Source organism: Burkholderia cepacia (assembly GCF_001039005.1).
Classification (GTDB): Bacteria; Pseudomonadota; Gammaproteobacteria; order Burkholderiales; family Burkholderiaceae; genus Burkholderia; species Burkholderia theae.
This window is the reverse complement of the sequence record NZ_LDWR01000067.1, coordinates 77,694-98,762: the sequence shown is the minus strand read 5'-3', so window position 1 is coordinate 98,762 and position 21,069 is coordinate 77,694. Positions and strand designations below refer to the sequence as shown.

General features: G+C 67.5%; 20 protein-coding genes. 9 read left to right on the top strand and 11 right to left on the bottom strand.

Annotation, left to right across the window (positions count from 1 at the left end; genetic code table 11):
* Window positions 1-18 precede the first annotated feature (18 nt).
* A complete protein-coding gene (locus VL15_RS34050) occupies window positions 19-1,341 on the bottom strand; it encodes a C4-dicarboxylate transporter DctA (RefSeq protein ID WP_048251228.1) in 1,323 nt (440 codons plus the stop codon).
* 215 nt (window positions 1,342-1,556) lie between these two features.
* Here VL15_RS34050 and VL15_RS34045 point away from each other — a divergent pair, with 215 nt between their 5' ends.
* On the top strand, window positions 1,557-2,279 hold the full coding sequence (locus VL15_RS34045) for a FadR/GntR family transcriptional regulator (protein ID WP_080971041.1): 723 nt from the start codon (window positions 1,557-1,559) through the stop codon (window positions 2,277-2,279).
* A gap of 30 nt (window positions 2,280-2,309) precedes the next feature.
* On the opposite strand, the gene cynR is transcribed toward VL15_RS34045, so the two are convergent.
* Window positions 2,310-3,200, bottom strand: coding sequence for a transcriptional regulator CynR (cynR, locus tag VL15_RS34040; protein WP_048251227.1), 891 nt, complete (start codon window positions 3,198-3,200; stop codon window positions 2,310-2,312).
* Between the two features lie 310 nt (window positions 3,201-3,510).
* Here cynR and VL15_RS34035 point away from each other — a divergent pair, with 310 nt between their 5' ends.
* Entirely contained in the window at window positions 3,511-4,710 is a 1,200-nt protein-coding gene (locus tag VL15_RS34035; protein ID WP_048251193.1) for an MFS transporter, read from the top strand.
* A 95-nt stretch (window positions 4,711-4,805) separates the two neighbouring features.
* Here VL15_RS34035 and VL15_RS34030 read toward each other — a convergent pair whose 3' ends face one another.
* Both VL15_RS34030 and VL15_RS34025 read right to left on the bottom strand, forming a co-directional pair.
* Window positions 4,806-5,864, bottom strand: a complete 1,059-nt coding sequence (locus VL15_RS34030) for an L-idonate 5-dehydrogenase (protein ID WP_048251192.1) — start codon at window positions 5,862-5,864, stop codon at window positions 4,806-4,808.
* Between the two features lie 9 nt (window positions 5,865-5,873).
* The gene (locus tag VL15_RS34025; RefSeq protein WP_048251191.1) at window positions 5,874-6,647 is read right to left on the bottom strand and encodes an SDR family NAD(P)-dependent oxidoreductase; all 774 of its coding nucleotides are present in this window, start codon (window positions 6,645-6,647) and stop codon (window positions 5,874-5,876) included.
* A 151-nt stretch (window positions 6,648-6,798) separates the two neighbouring features.
* Between VL15_RS34025 and VL15_RS34020 the strand changes: the two genes are divergently transcribed.
* Complete coding sequence (locus tag VL15_RS34020) at window positions 6,799-7,689, top strand: LysR family transcriptional regulator (protein WP_048251190.1); 891 nt, start codon at window positions 6,799-6,801, stop codon at window positions 7,687-7,689.
* 77 nt (window positions 7,690-7,766) lie between these two features.
* Here VL15_RS34020 and gap read toward each other — a convergent pair whose 3' ends face one another.
* Together gap and tkt are read right to left on the bottom strand one after the other, a co-directional pair.
* Window positions 7,767-8,777: a type I glyceraldehyde-3-phosphate dehydrogenase gene (gap, locus tag VL15_RS34015; RefSeq protein ID WP_014898111.1), complete on the bottom strand. Its 1,011-nt coding sequence runs from the start codon at window positions 8,775-8,777 to the stop codon at window positions 7,767-7,769.
* 87 nt (window positions 8,778-8,864) lie between these two features.
* Entirely contained in the window at window positions 8,865-10,937 is a 2,073-nt protein-coding gene (tkt, locus tag VL15_RS34010) for a transketolase (RefSeq protein WP_048251189.1), read from the bottom strand.
* Between the two features lie 217 nt (window positions 10,938-11,154).
* On the opposite strand from tkt, the gene speE reads away from it, so the two are divergent.
* From speE to VL15_RS33995, 3 genes are read left to right on the top strand one after another with little or no spacing between them, the layout of a single operon-like run.
* The gene (speE, locus tag VL15_RS34005; protein WP_048251188.1) at window positions 11,155-12,012 is read left to right on the top strand and encodes a polyamine aminopropyltransferase; all 858 of its coding nucleotides are present in this window, start codon (window positions 11,155-11,157) and stop codon (window positions 12,010-12,012) included.
* A 49-nt stretch (window positions 12,013-12,061) separates the two neighbouring features.
* Window positions 12,062-12,478 (top strand): VOC family protein, encoded by a 417-nt coding sequence (locus VL15_RS34000; protein WP_048251187.1) that lies wholly within the window; start codon window positions 12,062-12,064, stop codon window positions 12,476-12,478.
* 17 nt (window positions 12,479-12,495) lie between these two features.
* Window positions 12,496-13,263, top strand: coding sequence for a 16S rRNA (uracil(1498)-N(3))-methyltransferase (locus tag VL15_RS33995; RefSeq protein ID WP_048251186.1), 768 nt, complete (start codon window positions 12,496-12,498; stop codon window positions 13,261-13,263).
* A gap of 19 nt (window positions 13,264-13,282) precedes the next feature.
* Here the strand turns inward: VL15_RS33995 and VL15_RS33990 are convergent, their stop codons facing one another.
* From VL15_RS33990 to VL15_RS33975, 4 genes are all read right to left on the bottom strand, one after another.
* The gene (locus VL15_RS33990; protein ID WP_048251185.1) at window positions 13,283-14,026 is read right to left on the bottom strand and encodes a hypothetical protein; all 744 of its coding nucleotides are present in this window, start codon (window positions 14,024-14,026) and stop codon (window positions 13,283-13,285) included.
* A gap of 207 nt (window positions 14,027-14,233) precedes the next feature.
* The gene (locus tag VL15_RS33985) at window positions 14,234-14,800 is read right to left on the bottom strand and encodes a barstar family protein (protein ID WP_048251226.1); all 567 of its coding nucleotides are present in this window, start codon (window positions 14,798-14,800) and stop codon (window positions 14,234-14,236) included.
* A 16-nt stretch (window positions 14,801-14,816) separates the two neighbouring features.
* Window positions 14,817-15,248 carry a ribonuclease domain-containing protein gene (locus VL15_RS33980; protein ID WP_048251184.1) on the bottom strand — a complete coding sequence of 144 codons (432 nt, stop codon included), beginning with the start codon at window positions 15,246-15,248 and terminating at the stop codon, window positions 14,817-14,819.
* 377 nt (window positions 15,249-15,625) lie between these two features.
* Window positions 15,626-17,968 carry an NADP-dependent malic enzyme gene (locus VL15_RS33975; RefSeq protein ID WP_329955979.1) on the bottom strand — a complete coding sequence of 781 codons (2,343 nt, stop codon included), beginning with the start codon at window positions 17,966-17,968 and terminating at the stop codon, window positions 15,626-15,628.
* A gap of 136 nt (window positions 17,969-18,104) precedes the next feature.
* On the opposite strand from VL15_RS33975, the gene thiL reads away from it, so the two are divergent.
* From thiL to VL15_RS33960, 3 genes are read left to right on the top strand one after another with little or no spacing between them, the layout of a single operon-like run.
* Window positions 18,105-19,103, top strand: a complete 999-nt coding sequence (gene thiL / locus VL15_RS33970; RefSeq protein ID WP_048251182.1) for a thiamine-phosphate kinase — start codon at window positions 18,105-18,107, stop codon at window positions 19,101-19,103.
* On the top strand, window positions 19,093-19,638 hold the full coding sequence (locus tag VL15_RS33965; RefSeq protein ID WP_048251181.1) for a phosphatidylglycerophosphatase A: 546 nt from the start codon (window positions 19,093-19,095) through the stop codon (window positions 19,636-19,638). The genes thiL and VL15_RS33965 overlap by 11 nt, the downstream gene beginning before the upstream one ends.
* 31 nt (window positions 19,639-19,669) lie before the next feature.
* Window positions 19,670-20,170: a CinA family protein gene (locus VL15_RS33960; protein WP_034186407.1), complete on the top strand. Its 501-nt coding sequence runs from the start codon at window positions 19,670-19,672 to the stop codon at window positions 20,168-20,170.
* 60 nt (window positions 20,171-20,230) lie between these two features.
* On the opposite strand, the gene pyrF is transcribed toward VL15_RS33960, so the two are convergent.
* A complete protein-coding gene (pyrF, locus tag VL15_RS33955) occupies window positions 20,231-21,058 on the bottom strand; it encodes an orotidine-5'-phosphate decarboxylase (protein ID WP_048251180.1) in 828 nt (275 codons plus the stop codon).
* Window positions 21,059-21,069 lie beyond the last annotated feature (11 nt).

The window sequence follows — 21,069 nt, the reverse complement described above, 5'->3', positions numbered from 1 at the left end:
CCCCGCGCGGCGGCGCGCTCAGAGCGCGTGGGCCTGGTCGCCGGCGACCGGCGCCGTGCGGCCTTCCTCTTCGGCCGGCACGTAGCGCAGTTCGCGGTTCAGCACGCGTGTTGCGCGGGCGCGGTCGATGTCGTTCTCCCACACCGCGACGACGACCGTCGCGACGCAGTTGCCGATCAGGTTGGTCAGCGCGCGGGCGATGCCGACGAACCAGTCGACCGGCAGGATCAGCACGAGGCCGAGCACCGGAATCGCCGGGATCGCCGACAGCGTCGCCGCGAGAATCACGATCGCCGAACCCGGGATGCCGTGCGCGCCCTTCGACGTGACGAGCGACACGAGCAGCACGACGATCAGGTCATGCGTCGACAGCGGCGTGTTGGTGGCCTGCGCGATGAACAGCACGGCGAGCGTCAGGTAGATCGAGAAGCCGTCGAGGTTGAACGAGTAGCCGGTCGGGATCACGAGACCGACCGTCGAATCCTTGACGCCCATGTATTCGAGCTTGCGCATCACCTGCGGCAGCACCGCATCCGACGACGCCGTGCCGAGCACGATCGACAGTTCCTCGCGCAGGTAACGGATCAGCTTGAACACCGAGAAACCCGCGAGCCGCATCACGATGCCGAGCACGACCGTGACGAACACGAAGCAGCTCAGGTAGAACACGGCGACCAGGTAGCCGAGCTGCTTGAGCGACGCGACGCCGTACTTGCCGGTCGTGAACGCGATCGCGCCGAGCACGCCGAGCGGCGCGAGCTTGATGATGAAGCCGATGATCCGGAAGAACACGTGCGACAGTTCCTCGATCAGCGAGTTGACGCGCTGCGCCTTGTCGCCGAGCAGCGACAGCGCGGAGCCGAACAGCACCGCGAACACGAGGATCTGCAGGATGTCGCCCTTCGCGAACGCGTCGATCGCGGTCTCGGGGATGATCTTCATCAGGTAGCCGGCCGTATCCTTCAGGCTTTCGGCGTTCTTCGCGTACGACGTGAGCGACGACGCGTCGAGCGAGCGCAGGTCGATGTTCATCCCGACGCCCGGGCGCGTGAGCCACGCGAGCACGAGGCCGATGCCGAGCGCGAGCGTCGTCATGATCTCGAAGTAGATGACGGCCTTCAGGCCAACCCGGCCGACCTTCTTCAGGTCGCCCGCGTTGGCCATCCCGCTGACCACGACGCAGAACACGATCGGGCCGATGACCATCTTGATGAGCTTCAGGAAGCCGTCGCCGAGCGGTCGCAACGACTCGGCGAAATGCGGGAAGAACGCGCCTAGCGCGACCCCCAGGATCAATGCGACGACTACCCGGCCAAACAGCGAATTGAAGAATTTCGACACGGCGCTCTCCCGATCCAACGGTTGCAGTTTCGTCTGTTCATACTGGTAAGACCAGTGATGTTATGGAGGATAGTAGGAAGCCGATATAGTGGCGTCAAGGACGGACAAAATAGGGATTTCCCGCCCCCCCTCCGCACGCGTCCCGTTGCCCCGAAAGCGTGCCTGATCGTGGCTTACCCGTAGGGCGGTCATGCACCGCGCATGTGCGGATTACAATGCCGGTCAGACCGGCCATCGTTCACATCATGAAAAATGTTCCGCATACCGTGACCGACGCCACCATCGCGACGATCCGCGACCGGATCGAGGCAGGCGTTTATCCGGTCGGCAGCCTGCTGCCGGCCCAGCGTCAGCTCTCCGAGGAGCTGGAGATCAGCCGCGCGTCGCTGCGCGAGGCGCTGTCGACGCTCGAGGCGCTCGGGATGCTGCGCATCCGCGCGGGCAAGGGCGTGTACGTCGAAAGCGCGCAGGCAACGGCCGCGCATGCATGGCGGTTCGCCGAGCAATCGTCGCCGCCCGACACGTACCAGATGCGCTATGCGCTCGAAGGGTTTGCCGCGCGGATGGCCGCGCACGTCGTCAGCGATGACGACATCGCATGGTTCGAGGACAACCTCGCCGACCTGCACGTCGCGCTGACCGAGAGCGCACTCGACGCGGCGTCGCAGCTCGACTTCGACTTCCACATGCGGATCATCCATCTCGCCGGCAACGCGGCGATCGAATCGGTCCTGCGCAGCAGCGCGGACATCATGAAGGAAAGCCAGCGCATGCCGTTCTACCGGCGCGAGCTGCTGCTGTCGACGTGGCACGAGCACCGCGCGATCGTCGACGCGCTGATCGCGCGCGATGCGGCCGCCGCGGGCACCGCGATCGAAACGCATATCGCGAACGCCGCGCAGCGCGCGGGCATCTTCTTCCCGACACCGGGCGCGTAACGCGCCCGGGCCGCAAGCCGGTCGTACCGGTCAACCTCCCGACGGATCGCGATACGCGAGCGCGCGCTCGATGAACGCGCGCGCCGCGACGCTGCGGTATGCGCCCTTGCGCGTCAGCAGCGCGGCCGTGCGGGTCGGCAGCGGCGGATCGATCTCCAGCGCGCACAGGCCGGCGCTTTCGCGCGCGACCGCATCGGGCAACACCGTCGCGAGCCGGCCGCGGCGCACGAGTTCCAGCACCGCACTGATCGTATTCGTCTCGATCGCGATCAACGGCCGCGCGTCATGCTCGATGAAATAGCGGTCGATGCTCTCGCGCGTCGCGAACGCGCGGCTCAGCAGCACCAGCGGCTCGCCGCTCAGCTCGGCCGGCGTCAGCGCGCGGCGGCGCCGCGCGAGGCGGTGCGTGCGCCCCGTCACGAGCGCGAGCGGTTCGTCCCATAACGGCAGCGCGTCGATATCCGGCGCGCGCGGCGGCACGAACGCGAAGCCGGCGTCGAGCCGGTCGTCGGCGAGCAGCGCCTCGATGCGCTCCTGCGGCATCGCGTCGATCGTCAATGCGACGTTCGGATAATCGGCATGGAACGCGTCGATCAGTGATCCGCTCAGGTAGGCCGCGAAGGTCGGCATCATCGCGAGCCGCAACGAGCCGCTGCCGAGATCGGCGACATCGTGCAACGCGCGCTGCCCCGTATCGAGTTCGTGCAGCGCGGCACGCGCGTGGCGCGCATAGACCTCGCCGAATTCGGTGAGCTGCACGGTGCGGCCCGAGCGGTCGAACAGCTGCACGCCGAGCGTTTCCTCGAGCTGGCGGATCTGCTGCGACAGCGTCGGCTGCGACACGTGCAGCGCGTCGGCCGCGCGCGTGAAACTACGCTGCTCGGCGACGGCCAGGAAATAGCGGATATGGCGGAGAAGCATCGCGGTCAACGTATTGGTTTTACCAATGAATACCATAACGATCCAGTCTTGGACGCTATGGTTCGATTCCCGCATCATACGCACATCCGTTCCGCTGCACCGCGCCTGGCCGCACCGGAACGGCACGCCCGGGCCCGCCTGCCCTCGCCCGCCGCACGGCGATTCGCCGCCCGCCCGATCCGGGCATCGGCCGCGATCCGCCCGGCGCGCATCGGTTCACCGCCGATCCGTCGACGCCGGCCCCGATTTCCGTCACCCCGCGCAGCCAACGGCCCCGTGCCGCCGGCCGGCGCCGCTGTTTTTCGCGACCATGGAACCGCATCACGACACCCATCCTCCCCTGACCCGCGGCATGACGCTGCTGTTCGCCTGCGCGTGCGGCATCGTCATCGGCAACATCTATTACGCGCAGCCGCTGCTCGCCGCGATCGCGCGAAGCTTCGGGCGCGCGCCGACCGAGCTCGGTTATCTCGTCACGCTGACGCAACTGGGTTACGCGGCGAGCCTGCTGCTGATCGTCCCGCTCGGCGACGCGGTCAACCGCCATACGCTGATCGTGCGGCTCCTGATGCTCAACGTCGTCGCGCTGGTCGCGGTCACGTTCAGCACGAACTTCACGATGTTCGTCGTCGCGAACGTCGCGGTCGGCTTCGTCACCTGTTCGACGCAGCTGCTCGTGCCGTTCGCGGCATCGCTCGCCGACGCACGTTCGCGCGGCCGCGCGGTCGGCACCGTGATGAGCGGGCTGCTGCTCGGCATCCTGCTCGCGCGCGTCGCGGCCGGCGCGATCGCCGACGGGTTCGGCTGGCGCGCGGTGTACGGCATCGCCGCGGTGATGGTGCTCGCGCTGACCGGCGTGCTCGCCGTGAAGCTGCCGAAGGATCGCCGCGATACGCGCGTCGACTATGCGGCGCTGATGAAGTCGCTGGTCGCACTGGTGCGCGCGCAACCGCTGATCGCGCTGCGCTCCACCTATGGCGCGCTCGTGTTCGCGTGCTTCAGCCTGCTGTGGACGGGCCTCACTTTCCTGCTGAGCCAGCCGCCGTACAGCTATTCCGAAGGTCGGATCGGCCTGTTCGGGATCGTCGGCGCGGTGGGCGCGCTCGCGGCGACGTCGGCCGGCCGGCTCGTCGATCGCGGCCACGGCAATGCGGCGACGGGGCTGTTCGCGGCGGCGGTGCTCGCGTCGTTCGCGCTGATCGCGACCGGCGCGCACTCGCTCGCGGCGCTGATCGCGGGCATCCTGCTGCTCGACGTCGGCGTGCAGGGCATGCACATCTCGAACCAGAGCGTGATCTATGCGCTGGCGGGCAACGCGCGCAGCCGCGTGACGACGATCTACCTGACGAGCTACTTCATCGGCGGCGCGCTCGGGTCGTTCGCGGCGAGCGTCGCCTACGGCATCGACGGCTGGCGCGGCGTGTGTATCGCGGGCGCGGCGCTTGCCGGCGTGCTGATCGCGCTGTGGCTCGCTTCGCAGCGCGTCGGCGTACGGCAGGTCACGCAGTAATCCGTTTCCAGATCGCCACGAAAAAAGGCACGCCGCGCGAACCGCGGGCGTGCCTTTTTGCTTGCGCCGTCGTGTTGTGGACTGGCGCCGGACGATCAGGCGGACTCGTCCGCGAAATCGATCAGCACCTTCATCGCGCGCTGCCGGTCGCCGGCCAGTTCGAACGCCAGATGCGCATCGCGCATCGGGAACACACGCGTCACGGCCGGCCGCAGGTCGACGCGCCCCGCGTTGATCAACTGCACCGCAAGCGCGAATTCCGCATGGAAGCGGAACGATCCGCAAATCGACAGCTCCTTCGCGACCACGACGTTCTGCGGCAGGCTGACATCCCCGCCGAGCCCGAGCTGCACGACGACCCCGCGCGGACGCATCACGTCCAGACCGTCGCGCAGCGCACGCGCATTGCCCGAACACTCGATCATCACGTCGAACGTGCCCTTGTCGGCGGCGTAGCGCGCGACCCATCCGGCATCGGTCGCCGCGTTGATCGTGCGGTCGGCGCCGAGCGCGCGCGCCACGTCCAGCGGCGCATCGACGACATCGGTCGCGACGATCTCCGCCGCGCCGTGCACGCGCGCCGCCGCGACCGCCAGCACGCCGATCGGCCCGCAGCCCGACACCAGCACGCGCTTGCCGATCAGCGGACCCGCGCGCGACACCGCATGCAGCCCGACCGCGAACGGCTCGGCGAGCGCCGCGAGCGACAGCGGCACGTGATCGGCAACCGGCACGCACTGCACCGCGTCGCACACGAGCGCGTTGCGAAACGCGCCCTGCACGTGCGGCATCCGCATCGCGCTGCCGTAGAAGCGCATGTCGAGACACTGATTCGGCAGGCCTTCGAGGCAATAGCGGCACGCGCCGCACGGCCGGCTCGGATTGACCGCGACGCGATCGCCGACCTTCACCGACGTCACGTCCGGCGCGACCGCCGCGACCGTGCCGGCAACCTCGTGGCCGAGCACCATCGGCTGCTGCAGCCGGATCGCGCCGAAACCGCCGTGCCGGAAGTAATGCAGATCGGAGCCGCAGATGCCGCCCATCGCGACGTCGACGCGCACCTGGCCCGGGCCGATCTCGCCCGCATCCTGCTCTTCGACCCGCAGGTCGTTCGGCCCGTGGATCACGACACACATGCAACGCATACGCATAACGTCCTCCTATACGGCGCTGGTCAGCCCGCCGTCGACGAACAGCGTCTGGCCGTTCACGAAATCGGAGGCGGCCGACGCGAGGAAGATCGCCGCGCCGCACAGCTCGTCGACGCGCCCCCAGCGGCCGGCCGGCGTGCGCTTGCACAGCCAGTCCGAAAACGCCGCGTCGTCGACCAGCGCGCGATTCAGTTCGGTCTCGAAATAGCCGGGTGCGAGGCCGTTCGCCTGGATGCCGTGGCGCGCCCAGTCGGCGCACATCCCTTTCGTCAGCATCCGCACCGCGCCCTTCGTCGCCGCGTACGGCGCGATCGTCGGCCGCGCGAGCTCGCTCTGCACCGAGCAGATGTTGATGATCTTGCCGTGGCCGCGCACGATCATGTGACGCGCGACGGCCTGCGCGACGTTGAACACGCCGTCGAGATTCACGCGCATCAGCGCATGCCAGTCGTCGGGCTCGAAGGTGTCGAGCGGCGCACGGCGCTGGATGCCCGCGTTGTTCACGAGGATGTCGATCGCGCCGACGCGCGTCTCGAAATCGTCGATCGCCGCGCGCACCTGCGCATGCTCGGCGACGTCGAACACCGCATGGTCGGCCGCGAAACCTTCCTCGCGGAAATGGCGCGCGAGCGTCGCGGCCTTTTCCTCATTGCGATCGTTGATGACGATCGCCGCGCCGGCTTCCGCGAGCCCGCGGGCGAGCGTCAGCCCGATCCCGCGTCCGGAACCCGTGATCAGTGCGCGGCGGCCGTCCAGGCGGAACCGTTCAAGCGCGTTCGTCATGCATGTCTCCTCGTGCCGGTGGAGCCGGGCGCCCGTCGCGGCCGGTCTCTCGTTAACGGTATCTTCGGCTGCCGGCCGGGCACCGCGCCAATGGTCTTTTTTGATGCGGTTATCATGAAATCTGATTACCGCCCTCGCCTGCCCGCCGCCCATGGAACTCAAGCAATTGCGCGCCTTCGTCACGCTCGCGGAAGAGCTGCATTTCGGGCGCGCCGCGCAGCGCCTGTTCATCGTGCAGCCCGCGCTGAGCATGCAGATCAAGGCGCTCGAGGAAGAACTCGGCGCGCGCCTGTTCGAGCGCGACCGGCACAAGGTCGAACTGAGCGATACGGGGCGCGTGTTCCTGCCGGAAGCGCGGGCCACGCTGCAGCAGGCCGCGCGCGCGGAACAGATGGCGCGGCTGTCGAGCCGCGGCGAGATCGGCACGCTGCGGATCGCGTTCGTGTCGTCGGTGCTGCCCACGCTGCTGCCGGCCGTGCTGCGCACGATGCGCGAGCGTTATCCGCTGATCGCGCTCGAACTGAAGGACATGCCGACACCCGACCAGATCGCCGCGCTGCGCGATCGGCGGATCGATTTCGGGATGATCCGGCTGCCGGCCGCGTATGCGGGCATCGACACGCGCGTGGTACTCGAGGAAGGTTTCGTCGTCGCGCTGCCGCTCGACCACCCGCTCGCCGCCCACGACGCGATCCCGCCGGCCGCGCTGCGCGGCCAGCCCGCGTTCGTGCTCGCGCGCCGCTACGCACCCGGCTTTCACGACGACATGCTGCTCGCGCTGAGCCGCGCGGGCACGACGCTCGAGATCGCGCAGGAGTTCGGGGAATTCACGACGATGCTGGCGCTCGTCGCGGCCGGCATGGGCATCGGGCTGATCCCGGCGGAAGCCGCGAGCGCGCTGCCGCCGAACGTGCTCGCGCGGCCGCTCGACCTGGCCGGGCACCGGACCGGCATCGGCCTCGCATGGACCGACCTCGACAGCCCGCTGAAGCGCGCCTTCGTTGACGCGCTCGAGCAGGTGACGGCAGCGTCAGCGCAATAAAAAAAGCCCGGCCGGAAACCCGGGCCGGGCTCGTTCGCCGCGCGCGCCGCGTTGCGGCGGCCGCGCAACGTGCGGGATTACTTCGCGTTCGCGAACGCGACAGCCGTATCCAGCATGCGGTTCGAGAAACCCCACTCGTTGTCGTACCAGCTCGACACCTTGACGAGGCGGCCCGACACCTTGGTCAGCGTCGCGTCGAACGTCGACGAAGCCGGGTTGTGGTTGAAGTCGATCGACACCAGCGGTGCGTCGTTGTAGCCGAGGATGCCCTTCAGCGCGCCTTCCGACGCTTCCTTCATGATCGCGTTGACTTCCTCGACCGTCGTGTCGCGCTTGGCGATGAACGACAGGTCGACGACCGACACGTTGATCGTCGGGACGCGAATCGCGTAACCGTCGAGCTTGCCGTTCAGTTCCGGCAGCACGAGGCCGACGGCCGAAGCAGCGCCCGTCTTCGTCGGGATCTGGCTATGCGTGGCCGAACGCGCGCGGCGCAGGTCTTCGTGATAGACGTCCGTCAGCACCTGGTCGTTCGTGTACGCGTGGATCGTCGTCATCAGGCCGGTTTCGAGGCCGATCTTGTCGTTCAGCGGCTTGACGAGCGGCGCGAGGCAGTTCGTCGTGCACGATGCGTTCGAGATGACGGTGTGCTCGGCCTTCAGCACGTTGTGGTTCACGCCGTAGACGATCGTCGCGTCGACGTCCTTGCCGCCCGGCGCCGAGATGATGACCTTCTTCGCGCCGCCCTTCAGGTGCGCGCTTGCCTTTTCCTTGGTCGTGAAGAAGCCCGTGCACTCCATCACGACGTCGACGCCGAGCTCGCCCCACGGCAGTTCTGCCGGGTTGCGGTTCGCCAGCACGCGGATCTTGTCGCCGTTCACGACGAGGTAGTCGCCGTCGACCGACACTTCGCCCGGGAACTTGCCGTGTGCGGTGTCGTACTGGGTCAGGTGCGCGTTGGTCTTCGCATCGCCCAGGTCGTTGATCGCGACGATCTCGAGATCGTGCTTCTTGCCGTTTTCATAAAACGCGCGCAGCGTGTTGCGGCCGATGCGGCCGTAGCCGTTGATTGCGACGCGAATCGTCATGGTCTATCTCCTGATGGCTGAAAAAATTCGTTTCGTGCAGCTTCACGGTGCGACGCGCGCGAGGGGTGGCGCGCGTCGCGAATACAGTCAGGCCAGTACGGCCTTCGCGGTCTCGACGACGTGCTCGACGGTGAAGCCGAAGTACTTGAACAGCACGCCGGCCGGCGCCGATTCGCCGAACGTGTCGATCCCGACGACGCCGCCTTCGAGGCCGACGTACTTGTGCCAGAACGACGTCACGCCCGCTTCGATCGCGACGCGGCGCACGCCGTGCGGCAGCACGCGTTCGCGGTATTCGGCATCCTGGCGGTCGAACACGTTGGTCGACGGCATCGACACGACGCGCGCCGCGATGCCCTGCTGCGCGAGCGGCTCGACGGCCTTCATCGCGAGCTCGACTTCCGAGCCCGTCGCGATCAGGATGATCTTGCGCGCGACGATCTCTTCGTCCCAGTCCTTCAGCACGTAACCGCCCTTCTCGATGTTGGCGATCTGTGCGTCGGTGCGCGGGTTGAACGCGAGGTTCTGGCGGCTGAAGATCAGGCTCGACGGACGATCCGCGGCGACTGCGTGGGTCCATGCGACAGCGGTTTCGACCGTGTCGGCCGGACGCCAGACGTCGTGGTTCGGGATCAGGCGCAGGCTCGACACGTGCTCGATCGACTGGTGCGTCGGGCCGTCTTCGCCGAGGCCGATCGAATCGTGCGTGAACACGAAGATCGACGGCACCTTCATCAGCGCGGCCACGCGCAGCGCGTTGCGGCTGTAGTCGGAGAACGTCAGGAACGTGCCGCCGAACGGCTTGTGGCCGCCGTGCAGCGCGAGGCCGTTGATCGCGGCGCTCATGCCGAATTCGCGCACGCCGTAGTTGATGTGGTTGCCGAGCAGCACGCCCGCGCCTTCCGGATTCGCGCGAACGGCCTTCGATGCCTTCCAGTTGGTCAGGTTCGAGCCGGTCAGGTCGGCCGAGCCGCCGAGCAGCTCGGGCAGCGCGGCTGCCAGACCTTCGATCGCCTGCTGCGACGCCTTGCGGGTCGCAACCGTCTCGGCGCGCTCGTTCGCGCCGGCGATGATCGCCGCCGCCTTCTGGGCCCAGTCGGCCGGCAGCTGGTTGGCCATCCGGCGCTCGAATTCGGCCGCTTCCGCCGGGAACTGCGCGCGATATTGCGCGAACGTCGCATCCCATTCGGTCTCGGCGCGCTTGCCGTCTTCCTTCGCGTCCCATGCCGCATAGACTTCCTGCGGAATCACGAACGGCTCCCACTTCCAGCCGAGCGCTTCGCGCGTCTTCGCGATTTCTTCCGCGCCGAGCGCCGCACCGTGCACGTCGTGGCCGCCGGCCTTGGTCGCCGCGCCCTTGCCGATCACCGTCTTGCAGCAGATCAGCGTCGGCTTGTCCGACAGTTTCGCCTTCGCGATGGCCGCGTCGACCGCGTCGACGTCATGGCCGTTCACGTTCGGGATCACGTTCCAGCCGTACGCTTCGAAGCGCTTCGGGGTGTCGTCGTGGAACCAGTTCACGACGTCGCCGTCGATCGAGATGCCGTTGTCGTCGTACAGCGCGATCAGCTTGTTCAGCTTCAGCGTGCCCGCGAACGAGCAGGCTTCGTGCGAGATGCCTTCCATCAGGCAGCCGTCGCCGAGGAACACGTACGTGTGGTGATCGACGATCTTCGCGCCGTCACGGTTGAACTCGTCGGCCATCAGCGCTTCGCCGAGCGCCATGCCGACCGCGTTCGCGAGACCCTGGCCGAGCGGGCCGGTGGTCGTCTCGACACCCGGCGTGATCCCGTATTCCGGGTGGCCCGGCGTCTTCGAGTGCAGCTGGCGGAAATTCTTCAGTTCTTCGATCGGCAGGTCGTAGCCGGTCAGGTGCAGCAGCGAGTACAGCAGCATCGAGCCATGGCCGTTCGACAGCACGAAGCGGTCGCGGTCTGCCCAGTGCGGGTTCGTCGGGTTGTGCTTCAGGTGGCGCGACCAGAGCGCGACGCCGATTTCGGCCATGCCCATCGGCATGCCGGGGTGGCCGGAGTTCGCTTGCTGAACGGCGTCCATCGCGAGCGCACGGATCGCGTTGGCCATCAGGGTGGTGGAGGCGGGAGACGAAGTCGTCATGTCGAGTCCGGAGAACGAGTCGAGGAAACGGGGGCACGGCGGCATCCGGAAGCTCGAGCGTCAATCGTTCCCGGCGCGCGGTGCGGCGCCTGACGGACGCGAAGCGGACGGAGCCTACGGACGGGGCTGCAAAGCTCGTCATTTTAACAGATGGGCTGACATTTCCCTTGTCCGCGCGTAGTGTTCCGGCACGGTTTTCCGTCAAACCGCGCGCCTCCTATAATTCAGACGTCAGAACTGCCTGCCCTCAGCGGCCCCGCCCGTGAGCACCACGCTTCTCTTTCACCCTACGCCCGACGCCACCTACGGCTTCCCGAATGCGCGGCGGCTCGCGCATGTCGCATCCCCGCACCAGCAGATCGAGGTCTGGGAAACGCCGCAGCTCGGTCGCCTGTTTACGCTGGACGGCCAGCCGATGACGTCGGTCGGCGACGAGTACGTCTATCACGAGTGCATGACGCACCCGGCCGCGCTCGCGCATCCGTCGCCCAGGAAGGCGCTCGTGCTCGGCGGCGGCGACGGCGGCGCGGCGCGCCAGTTGCTCAAGCACGCGTGCATCGAGCGGATCGTGATCGCGGAACTCGACGACGAGGTGGTCGGGATGGCGCGCCGTTATCTCGACGACGTGCACCAGGGGGCGCTCGACGACCCGCGCGTCGAGGTCGTGATCGGCGACGCCGCGCATTTCGTCGAATCGACCGTCGAGCATTTCGATCTCGTCGTGTTCGACCTCACGCCGCCCGATTCGCCGGCCGCCGGCCTCTATACGCGCGCGTTCTACGCGCGGCTCAAGCGGATCCTCACGCCGTGCGGCGCGATCTCGATGCACCTCGGCTCGCCCGTGTTCCATGCGACGCGCATCGCCGCGCTGCTCGACGACCTGCGCGCGAGCTTCGCGGTCGTCGATCCGCTGTCCGCGCACGTGCCGCTGTACGGCTCGCAGTGGCTGATGGCGATCGCGAGCGACACGCTCGATGCGGCCGCGCTGTTCGCGCACGACATCGACGACCGCCTCGCCGCCCGCCGCGTGCAGGGCTTGCGCTACTACGACGCGCGGCTGCATGCGTCCCTCTTTGCCCTGCCCTGCGCGCTGCGCGATACACTGGGCGCTCGCCGCTGAGCACCCGGGCGGCCGAGCCGTTCCGCTTTCCCACGCAGGAGAACTACCGATGACCGATCCACGTCCGGCCAACGTGCCTTGGTTGACGCCCTACCTGGCCGTACGCAACGCGCGCGCGGCCATCGATTTCTTCAAGGCCGCATTCGGCTTCGAGCTGCGCGACGTGCACGACGAGGACGGTGCGATCATGCACGTCGAGATGGCCTATCGCGGCCAACTGATCGTGATGTTCGCGCCCGAAGGCGCGTTCGGCTCGACCGCGCTCACGCCGAAGAGCGCGAACGCCACCGCGCCGCAATCGTTCTATCTGTACGTCGACGATGTCGACGCCACTTGGCAGCGCGCGCTCGATACGGGCGCGAAATCGCTGTCCGCGCCGCAGGATCAGTTCTGGGGCGACCGGTTCGCACAGATCGAGGATCTCGACGGCTACCGATGGGCGCTTGCGCGCCGTCTCGACGCATGAGCGGAATCGCCACACGCATGAACGAAGCCACCACCACCGCGGCCGTGCCGCGCTTTTTCGTCGACGCGGCATTGCGCGCCGACGCCACGCTTGCGCTGCCGGCCGACGTCGCGCGCCACGCACAGGTGCTGCGCCTGCAGCCCGGCGCCGTGCTTGCGCTGTTCGACGGCACCGGCGGCCAGTACCGCGCACGGCTCGTCGAGATCGACAAGCGCAGCGCGATCGCGCAGATCGATGCATTCGAGCCGGCCGAGGCCGAGCCGCCCTACCGCGTGACGCTCGCGCAAGGGATCGCCGGCGGCGACAAGATGGACTGGGTGATCGAGAAGGCCGTCGAACTCGGCGTCGCGGCAGTCGTGCCGCTGTCGACCGCGCGCGGCGTCGTGAAGCTGTCCGGCGAACGCGCGGACAAGCGCGTTGCGCACTGGCGCGGCGTCGTGCGCGCGTCGTGCGAACAGTGCGGGCGCAACCGCATGCCCGACGTCGCGCCGGTGCTCGGCGTCAACGCATGGCTCGATGCGCTGCCGGCCGTGCCGGCCGACGGCGAGCTGCGTCTGCTGCTGTCGCCGCGCGCGAGCATCCCGTTCGCGTCGCTGCCCGGCACGCCGCCCGCGGCGCCCGTCACGCTGCTGATCGGGCCCGAAGGCGGGCTGTCGCCCGACGAGGAAAACGCCGCGCGTGCGCGCGGGTTCACCGCGCTGTCGCTCGGACCCCGCGTGCTGCGTACCGAGACGGCCGGCGCGGCCGTGCTCGCGGCGCTCGCGGCGCGCTGGGGCGGGTGGTAAGCCCGCCCGCTGCCGCGTACTACTTTGCGTCGCCCGGCACCGGAATCGGGTCGACGAGCGCATCGATGACCGGCGACAGCACCTCGCCCGGCCGGCCGTTGAACCAGCCCTTGCCGTTCGTGCCATAAACGTCGAACTTCGACGATACCGTCCGGTTCATCGGCGCATCGTCGAAGATGCGCGTCATGCCCGAGTAGATCGCCGTGAACGTGGCGATCATCGCCTTGTCGCCCTTCGGCTTGCGTCCACCCAGTTGTGCCTGCAGCGCCTTCGCCCCCGGCTCCACATCCGCGACGCGGCATTCGAACGCGACAGTCGCGATCTGCTGGCCTTCGATGTATTCGTTCGGCGCCTGCGTCGAACCGGTCGACTTGCACTGCGTGCGCTGAAGCGCGCGCAGATACGACGTGACCATCGCATCGACCGGCGCGCGTAGCGCCGCGCGCGTCTTCGGCGGCATCCGGGACAGCATCCCGTCGGCCATCTCCTTCTTCATGCCGTCGCCAAGATGCGCAATCGCATCGGTATCGATCGGGTCCTTGCCGTCGTATTGTGATCGAACCGCGTCGTTGTACTGGGCGGCCTTCGACGCATCGCCGTTGACGAACATGCCCAGATACAGGTCGACGGTCTGCTCGGGGGTCAGCGGCGCGGCGTGCACGGCACCTGCCGCAACGACCAGCGCGGAAACCACGAGCGCACGAACGGCGCGTGCACGCGGACGGCGAGCGACGACGCCCGGCGCGAAACGGGGTTGATTCATGGGAATACGGCCCTCTCTCGGATTGTTCGAATGTCGTCCGGCGACGCAATCAGTCGTCCGGGACGGATGCGATTGTCCATATAAAAGGGGCGCGACGAAAGGACTTCGTCGGGATGAGACCGGCGACAGAAATCTCCCGGGGCACGGACGCAAAAAAGCCCGCTCGAAGCGGGCTTTTCTCCGGGTCGGCTGCGGGCCGGTTCGCGCTTACGCGAACGAGTAGAACACCCGGAACGCGACCTTGCGCTCGGCCCAGAACTCGGCCGCTTCGCGGAACACGTCGAGCAGCGTCTCGCGCCCTTCCTTGTCGAATTTCTGCGCGATCGGCAGCCCTTCGAGCACGATCACGAAACCGGGCTGCGCGCCGGCCTTCGCGACGAGGTCGGTCAGGCAGTCGTACAGCGCATCGTAGTTCTTCCCGAAATGCTTCGGAAACAGGAACGACGTTGCGATCGTTTCCATCACTTCCTGCTTCGACTGCGCGGCGCCGCAAAACGCGTACAGGAAATGCTGGCCGAGCCGGGTGGCTTCGTCGGCGAGATCCTGCACGCGGAACGCGCGGATCGACTGCACGAGATTAGGTCGCACGCTCGTGAAAAGGCTCATAGGCTCCTCGTTCGATGAAAGCCCGGGCTCGGCTTCCTGTTGCTCCGGCGCACTGCCGGCCTGCGCCGCCGCGTGAAGTTGGATCACGCGCTGAAACAGATTGCCGTCGCCGGTCGCGAACAGTTCCGCCGCCGTCGCCGTATCGTGCGCGTAGATGGAGTCGCTCATGCCATTCATCCCGAAGTCATTCAACAATACGTTTAAAACTGTTGTAGTGGTCGCCCGTGTAATAACAGTTGTCGATCCGGCGCAACGGCCCGCCACAGACGATCCGGCGCGCGCCGCGATTGCGGGCACGCGGCGTCGGCACCGTGTACTCATGGTAGTAGCCGCGCTTCGCCTTCGGCAGGATCCGCTCGCGGTTGCCGAACACGACGCCGTCTTTCTCGTACGGATAGGGACCGCCGGCGCCGATCAGGCCCAGCGTGGTCACGGCCTCGCGCGGAAGACTGGCGGTCGGAATCGTATCGAGCCCGCTCGCGGCCACGTCGGCCGAAACGGCCTCCCGTGCGTAAGCGGCGGAAACCAGACTGCCCGTCGGCGTGCCGACGATACCCATCGCGAACATCGCGAAGACGGACGCGAGCGCGCCGTTGCGGAGCCACTTGCGTGCCATGAACCAGGGTTCCCGCTGTTAAATCAAGTAGTTGACGACCAACAAAGGCGTTAGCGTAGCGTTATTGGCCGCGCGAATCAATGTCCGTTTGGGAATCGAAAGCCCGACGACGCGCGGATTTGCGCATTTCTTACCGAAATTACACTACATTTATCTTGCACAGGATAAAATACAAGCGGCATTTCTCCATGGCAAGACCTGCCTCCTTGCCACGCTCGCTACCCGGAGCGGTGAGAGATGCTGCTGTTGCTTGAGGGAAGCGCGTTTGCGCCCTGCCCGACGGCGTGCCCATTGCGGGCACGCCGCTTTTTTCTTTTGTTTACAATTTTGCCCGACGCGCCACGCCGGTTCGACCGGCCTGGCGCGTTCGTTTTTGCTTAGCGCGTGGCGTTGACGTCGGCGACCAGCAGCGCCGCCATGTTGACGATGCGGCGAACGGTCGCCGATTCGGTCAGCACATGCACCGGCTGGGCAGCGCCCAGCAGGATCGGCCCGATCGCGATGTTGTTGCCAGCGGCCGTCTTCAGCAGGTTGTACGCGATGTTCGCGGCGTCGATGTTCGGCAGGATCAGCAGGTTCGCTTCGCCTTCCAGCGTCGATTCCGGCAGGATTTCCTTGCGCAGCGCCGCGTCGAGCGCGACATCGCCGTGCATCTCGCCGTCCACCTTCAGCTCCGGTGCGCGTTCCTGCAGGATCTCGAGCGTATCGCGCATCTTCTTCGCCGAAGGCGCATTGCTCGTGCCGAAATTCGAGTGCGACAGCAGCGCGACCTTCGGCTCGATGCCGAAGCGGCGCACTTCTTCCGCGGCCATGATCGTGATCTCGGCCAGTTGTTCCGGGGTCGGATCGACGTTCACGTGCGTGTCGACCAGGAAAATCTGGCGGCCCGGCAGCACGAGGCCGTTCATCGCCGCGTACACGCTGCAGCCCGGGCGCTTGCCGATCACCTGGTCGATGAAGTGCAGGTGGCGGTGCGTCGTGCTGATCGTGCCGCAGATCATCCCGTCCGCTTCGCCCTTCTTCACCAGCATCGCGCCGATCAGCGTCGTGCGGCGGCGCATCTCGACGCGCGCGAGCTGTTCGCTGATGCCCTTGCGCGCCATCAGCTTGTAGTACGTCTGCCAGAAGTCGCGGTAGCGCTCGTCGTGGTCGGTGTTGACGACCGTGAAGTCGACGCCCGGATTCAGGCGCAGGCCGTAGCGCTGGATACGGTGGTCGATCACCGACGGGCGGCCGATCAGGATCGGCGTCGCGAGTTTTTCGTCGACGATGATCTGAACGGCACGCAACACGCGCTCTTCTTCGCCTTCCGCGAACACCACGCGCTTCTTCTCTTCCGGCGCGGCGCGCGCGATCTGGAAGATCGGCTTCATCGTCGTGCCGCTGTGATACACGAACTGCTGGAGGTGGACGCGGTACGCGTCCATGTCCTCGATCGGGCGCGTCGCGACGCCGCCGTCCATCGCGGCCTGCGCGACGGCCGGCGCGATCTTCACGATCAGGCGCGGATCGAACGGCTTCGGAATCAGATATTCGGGCCCGAACGACAGGTCCTGGATGCCGTACGCGGTCGCGACGATGTCGCTCTGCTCGTGCTGTGCGAGCTCGGCGATCGCGTTGACGGCGGCGATCTCCATTTCACGCGTGATCGTCGTCGCGCCGACGTCGAGCGCGCCGCGGAAGATGAACGGGAAGCACAGGACGTTGTTGACCTGGTTCGGGTAGTCGGTACGGCCGGTCGCGAGAATCGCGTCGGGACGCACTTCGAGCGCCGCTTCCGGCAGGATTTCCGGCGTCGGGTTCGCGAGCGCGAGGATCAGCGGGCGCTCGGCCATGCCCTTCACCATCTCCGGCTTCAGCACGCCCGCGGCCGACAGGCCGAGGAAGATGTCCGCGCCGTCGATCACTTCGGCCAGCGTCCGCGCTTCCGTTTCGCGTGCGAAACGCTCCTTGTCCGGGTCCATCAGTTCGGTGCGGCCCTTGTAGACCACGCCGGCCAGGTCGGTCACCAGGATGTTCTCGATCGGCAGGCCGATGTCGACCAGCAGGTCGAGACACGCGAGCGCGGCCGCGCCCGCGCCGGACGCGACGAGCTTCACCTTCTTGATGTCCTTGCCGACGACCTTCAGGCCGTTCGTGACGGCCGCGGCCACCACGATCGCGGTGCCGTGCTGGTCGTCGTGGAACACCGGGATCTTCATCCGCTTGCGGCACTCGCGCTCGACGATGAAGCAGTCCGGCGCCTTGATGTCTTCCAGGTTGATCCCGCCGAAGGTCGGCTCCAGCGCGGCGATCACGTCGACGAGCTTGTGCGGGTCCGACTCGTTCAGCTCGATGTCGAACACATCGATCCCGGCGAACTTCTTGAACAGCACCGCCTTGCCTTCCATCACCGGCTTCGACGCGAGCGGGCCGATGTTGCCGAGACCGAGCACCGCCGTGCCGTTCGTGACGACGCCGACCAGGTTGCTGCGCGCAGTGAAACGCGCCGCGTTGAGCGGATTCTCGACGATCTCCTCGCACGCGAACGCCACACCCGGCGAATACGCGAGCGCGAGGTCGCGCTGGTTGATCATCTGCTTGGTCGGGGCGATCGCGATCTTCCCGGGGGTCGGGAATTCGTGATAGTCGAGCGCGGCTTCGCGGAGCTTGGCTTTGGAGGAGGCTTGCGTGGACATGTGTCTCTTGACGGGCGGATTAGAATAACTCTTCGACGGCATTGTAGCGCCAATCACCGGCCGCCAGACCGGCGTTTCGGGTGCGACAGCCGCGACAAAAATGTCCAGAACGGTACACGAACACCCGCCGTTCGCCTCGTACAATGCCGTTCCTTCAACCGTATCGGATCCATCCGCCGTGCCAGCCGCCCTCTCCGAGTTTTCGCTGATCGAACGCTTCTTCGCGCGCCGCGCGGCACAGGGCACGCGCGCGTCGACGCTCGGCATCGGCGACGATTGCGCGCTGATCACACCCCGATCTGGGAAATTGCTGGCCATTTCGACGGACATGCTGGTCGAAGGCCGTCATTTCTTCCCTGACGTCGCGCCCGACGCGCTGGGCCACAAAACGCTTGCGGTCAACCTGTCCGACCTCGCGGCGATGGGCGCCGAGCCGCGGGCGTTCACGCTCGCGTGCGCGCTGCCGCGTGCCGATGCGGCATGGCTCGAGGCGTTCAGCAACGGGCTGTTCGCGCTCGCCGAACGGTTCGGCTGCGAGCTGATCGGCGGCGACACGACCAGCGGGCCACTGAACCTGTGCGTGACCGTCTTCGGCGAAGTCGCGCCCGACGCGGCGCTGCGACGCGACGCCGCGCGCGACGGCGACGACGTCTGGGTGTCCGGCACGCTCGGCGATGCGCGCGCCGGCCTCGGCGTCGCACGCGGCGAATGGGCCGCCGGTGCGAACGAAGCGGCCGCGTTCCGGCGCGCACTCGAGCGCCCCGAGCCGCGCGTCGCGCTCGGCCTTGCGCTGGCGGGCGTCGCGCACGCGGCGCTCGACATCTCGGACGGCCTCGCCGGCGACCTGCAACACATCCTCACGCGCTCGAACGTGCGCGCCGAGATCGACGCCGATGCGGTGCCGCGCTCGGCCGCGCTCGCGACGCTGCCGCCCGACGTGCAGCACCGCTGCACGCTGGCGGGCGGCGACGACTACGAGCTGTGCTTCACCGCGCCGGCCGCGGCCCGCGCGGCGGTCGAAGCGGCCGGCGCAACGGCCGGCGTTCCGGTCACGCGAGTCGGTACAATACGCGCGTTGTCCGCCCCGTCGGAGCAGCCCGCGATCGCGTGGCGCGACGCCGCCGGCGCCCCCCTGGCTCTCACGTTGCACGGTTTCGATCACTTCCATGCAGACTGACCCGACGTCCGCGCACGCCGCGGCTGAGCCCGACGCCGCACAAAACGCGCCGAAACGCGCGAGCGCGCGCTTCATGCTGTCGCACCCGGCGCACATCGTGTCGCTCGGCTTCGGCAGCGGGCTCGCGCCGATCATGCCCGGCACGTTCGGCTCGCTGTTCGGCTGGCTCACGTTCGTCGTGCTCAACCGCTACCTGACGGTGCCCGAATGGTGGGGGCTGATCGCGGCCGGCTTCGTGGCGGGCACGTGGATCACCGGCTTCACCGCGAGGAAGATGGGCACGTCCGATCCGGGGCCCGTCGTCTGGGACGAGATCGTCGCGATCTGGCTGGTGATGCTGTTCGTCACGCCCGCGACGTTCATCGGCCAGTTGTGGGCGTTCGTCGCGTTCCGCTTCTTCGACATGCTCAAGCCGCCGCCGATCCGCTATTTCGACCGTCGCCTGAAAGGCGGGCTCGGCATCATGGTCGACGACCTGATCGCCGCGTTCATGACGCTGCTCGTGATCGCCCTGTGGCGCTCCGTCGTCGGCTGACCGATTTCCCGACTCCCGTTTCCCGACGCGCATGCCAACCGATTCCGTCGTCCACCAGCTTGCGATCCGCGCAGGCAACAAGTTGCGTGACGAGCACCTGACGCTCGCCACCGCCGAATCCTGCACGGGCGGCATGATCGCTGCGGCGATCACCGACATCTCCGGCAGCAGCCAGTGGTTCGAGCGCGGCTTCGTCACCTACTCGAACCAGGCCAAGATCGAGATGATCGGCGTGCCGCCCGACCTGATCGACAAGCACGGCGCCGTCAGCGAGCCGGTCGCGCGCGCGATGGCCGAAGGCGCGCTGCGCAACAGCCGCGCGCAGGTCGCGCTGTCCGTCACGGGCATCGCGGGCCCGGCGGGCGGCAGCGAGAAGAAGCCGGTCGGCACCGTGTCGTTCGGCTGGAGCAACCGGCTGCATACCGACGTCGAGACGCTCGTGTTCAAGGGCGACCGCGAACAGATCCGCACGCAGGCGGCCGCGCATGCGCTGCGCGGGCTCCTGAAGCTGCTCGACGAGCGCGAAGGCTGAAGCGCGGCCCGCTAGGCGCGGGCTCGGCAACAGGCCGCCCGGGCGGGCGGCCTGCACATTTCAGCGATACGCGTTGATCGTGTCGCGGGTCTTTTGCGCGGCGAGCGCCGCGGCTTCGGCGAAATCCTCGCCGTTGCTCGCGTACAGGATCGCGCGCGACGAGTTGATCATCATGCCCGTCGCGTCGGCCGTGCGGCCCGCGTTGACGGTCGCCTGCACGTCGCCGCCCTGCGCGCCGATGCCGGGAATCAAAAGCGGCATGTCGCCGACGATCCCGCGCACGATCTCGATTTCCTTCGGGAACGTCGCGCCGACCACGAGGCCGAGCTGGCCGTTCTTCGCATTCCACTTGTTCGCCGCGAGATCCGCGACGACCTGGTACAGCGGCCGGCCGTTCGTATCGAGGAACTGCAGGTCGGAGCCGCCCGGGTTCGACGTGCGGCACAGCACGATCACGCCCTTGCCTTCATGCTCGAAATACGGCTCGACCGAGTCGTAGCCCATGTACGGGTTCACCGTGACCGCGTCCGCGCGATAGCGTTCGAACGCTTCGCGCGCGTACTGCTCGGCCGTGCTGCCGATGTCGCCGCGCTTCGCGTCGAGGATCACGGGCAGGCCCGGATGCTGGAGATGGATGTGCGCGATCAGCCGTTCGAGCTGGTCTTCCGCGCGATGCGCGGCGAAGTAGGCGATCTGCGGCTTGAACGCGCTCGCGTACTGCGCGGTCGCGTCGACGATCTGCCGGCAGAATTCGAAGATCGCGTCGGGCTGGCCGTCGAACTGCACGGGAAAGCGCGACGGCTCGGGATCGAGGCCCACGCACAGCAGCGAGTTGGTGCGCTGCCACGCGGCGCGCAGCGATTCAATGAAAGTAAGCGGGGAAGACATGGCGGGTACTC

What these genes read in the sequence shown, in the direction of transcription:
- VL15_RS34045 (WP_080971041.1), top strand. Translation starts at nt 1,557, where the DNA reads ATGCCGGTCAGACCGGCCATCGTTCACATCATGAAAAATGTTCCGCAT.
- cynR (WP_048251227.1), bottom strand. Translation starts at nt 3,200, where the DNA reads ATGCTTCTCCGCCATATCCGCTATTTCCTGGCCGTCGCCGAGCAGCGT.
- VL15_RS34035 (WP_048251193.1), top strand. Translation starts at nt 3,511, where the DNA reads ATGGAACCGCATCACGACACCCATCCTCCCCTGACCCGCGGCATGACG.
- VL15_RS34030 (WP_048251192.1), bottom strand. Translation starts at nt 5,864, where the DNA reads ATGCGTATGCGTTGCATGTGTGTCGTGATCCACGGGCCGAACGACCTG.
- VL15_RS34025 (WP_048251191.1), bottom strand. Translation starts at nt 6,647, where the DNA reads ATGACGAACGCGCTTGAACGGTTCCGCCTGGACGGCCGCCGCGCACTG.
- VL15_RS34020 (WP_048251190.1), top strand. Translation starts at nt 6,799, where the DNA reads ATGGAACTCAAGCAATTGCGCGCCTTCGTCACGCTCGCGGAAGAGCTG.
- gap (WP_014898111.1), bottom strand. Translation starts at nt 8,777, where the DNA reads ATGACGATTCGCGTCGCAATCAACGGCTACGGCCGCATCGGCCGCAAC.
- tkt (WP_048251189.1), bottom strand. Translation starts at nt 10,937, where the DNA reads ATGCCGCCGTGCCCCCGTTTCCTCGACTCGTTCTCCGGACTCGACATG.
- VL15_RS34000 (WP_048251187.1), top strand. Translation starts at nt 12,062, where the DNA reads ATGACCGATCCACGTCCGGCCAACGTGCCTTGGTTGACGCCCTACCTG.
- VL15_RS33995 (WP_048251186.1), top strand. Translation starts at nt 12,496, where the DNA reads ATGAACGAAGCCACCACCACCGCGGCCGTGCCGCGCTTTTTCGTCGAC.
- VL15_RS33990 (WP_048251185.1), bottom strand. Translation starts at nt 14,026, where the DNA reads ATGAATCAACCCCGTTTCGCGCCGGGCGTCGTCGCTCGCCGTCCGCGT.
- VL15_RS33985 (WP_048251226.1), bottom strand. Translation starts at nt 14,800, where the DNA reads ATGAGCGACTCCATCTACGCGCACGATACGGCGACGGCGGCGGAACTG.
- VL15_RS33980 (WP_048251184.1), bottom strand. Translation starts at nt 15,248, where the DNA reads ATGGCACGCAAGTGGCTCCGCAACGGCGCGCTCGCGTCCGTCTTCGCG.
- VL15_RS33975 (WP_329955979.1), bottom strand. Translation starts at nt 17,968, where the DNA reads ATGCCGTCGAAGAGTTATTCTAATCCGCCCGTCAAGAGACACATGTCC.
- VL15_RS33965 (WP_048251181.1), top strand. Translation starts at nt 19,093, where the DNA reads ATGCAGACTGACCCGACGTCCGCGCACGCCGCGGCTGAGCCCGACGCC.
- VL15_RS33960 (WP_034186407.1), top strand. Translation starts at nt 19,670, where the DNA reads ATGCCAACCGATTCCGTCGTCCACCAGCTTGCGATCCGCGCAGGCAAC.
- pyrF (WP_048251180.1), bottom strand. Translation starts at nt 21,058, where the DNA reads ATGTCTTCCCCGCTTACTTTCATTGAATCGCTGCGCGCCGCGTGGCAG.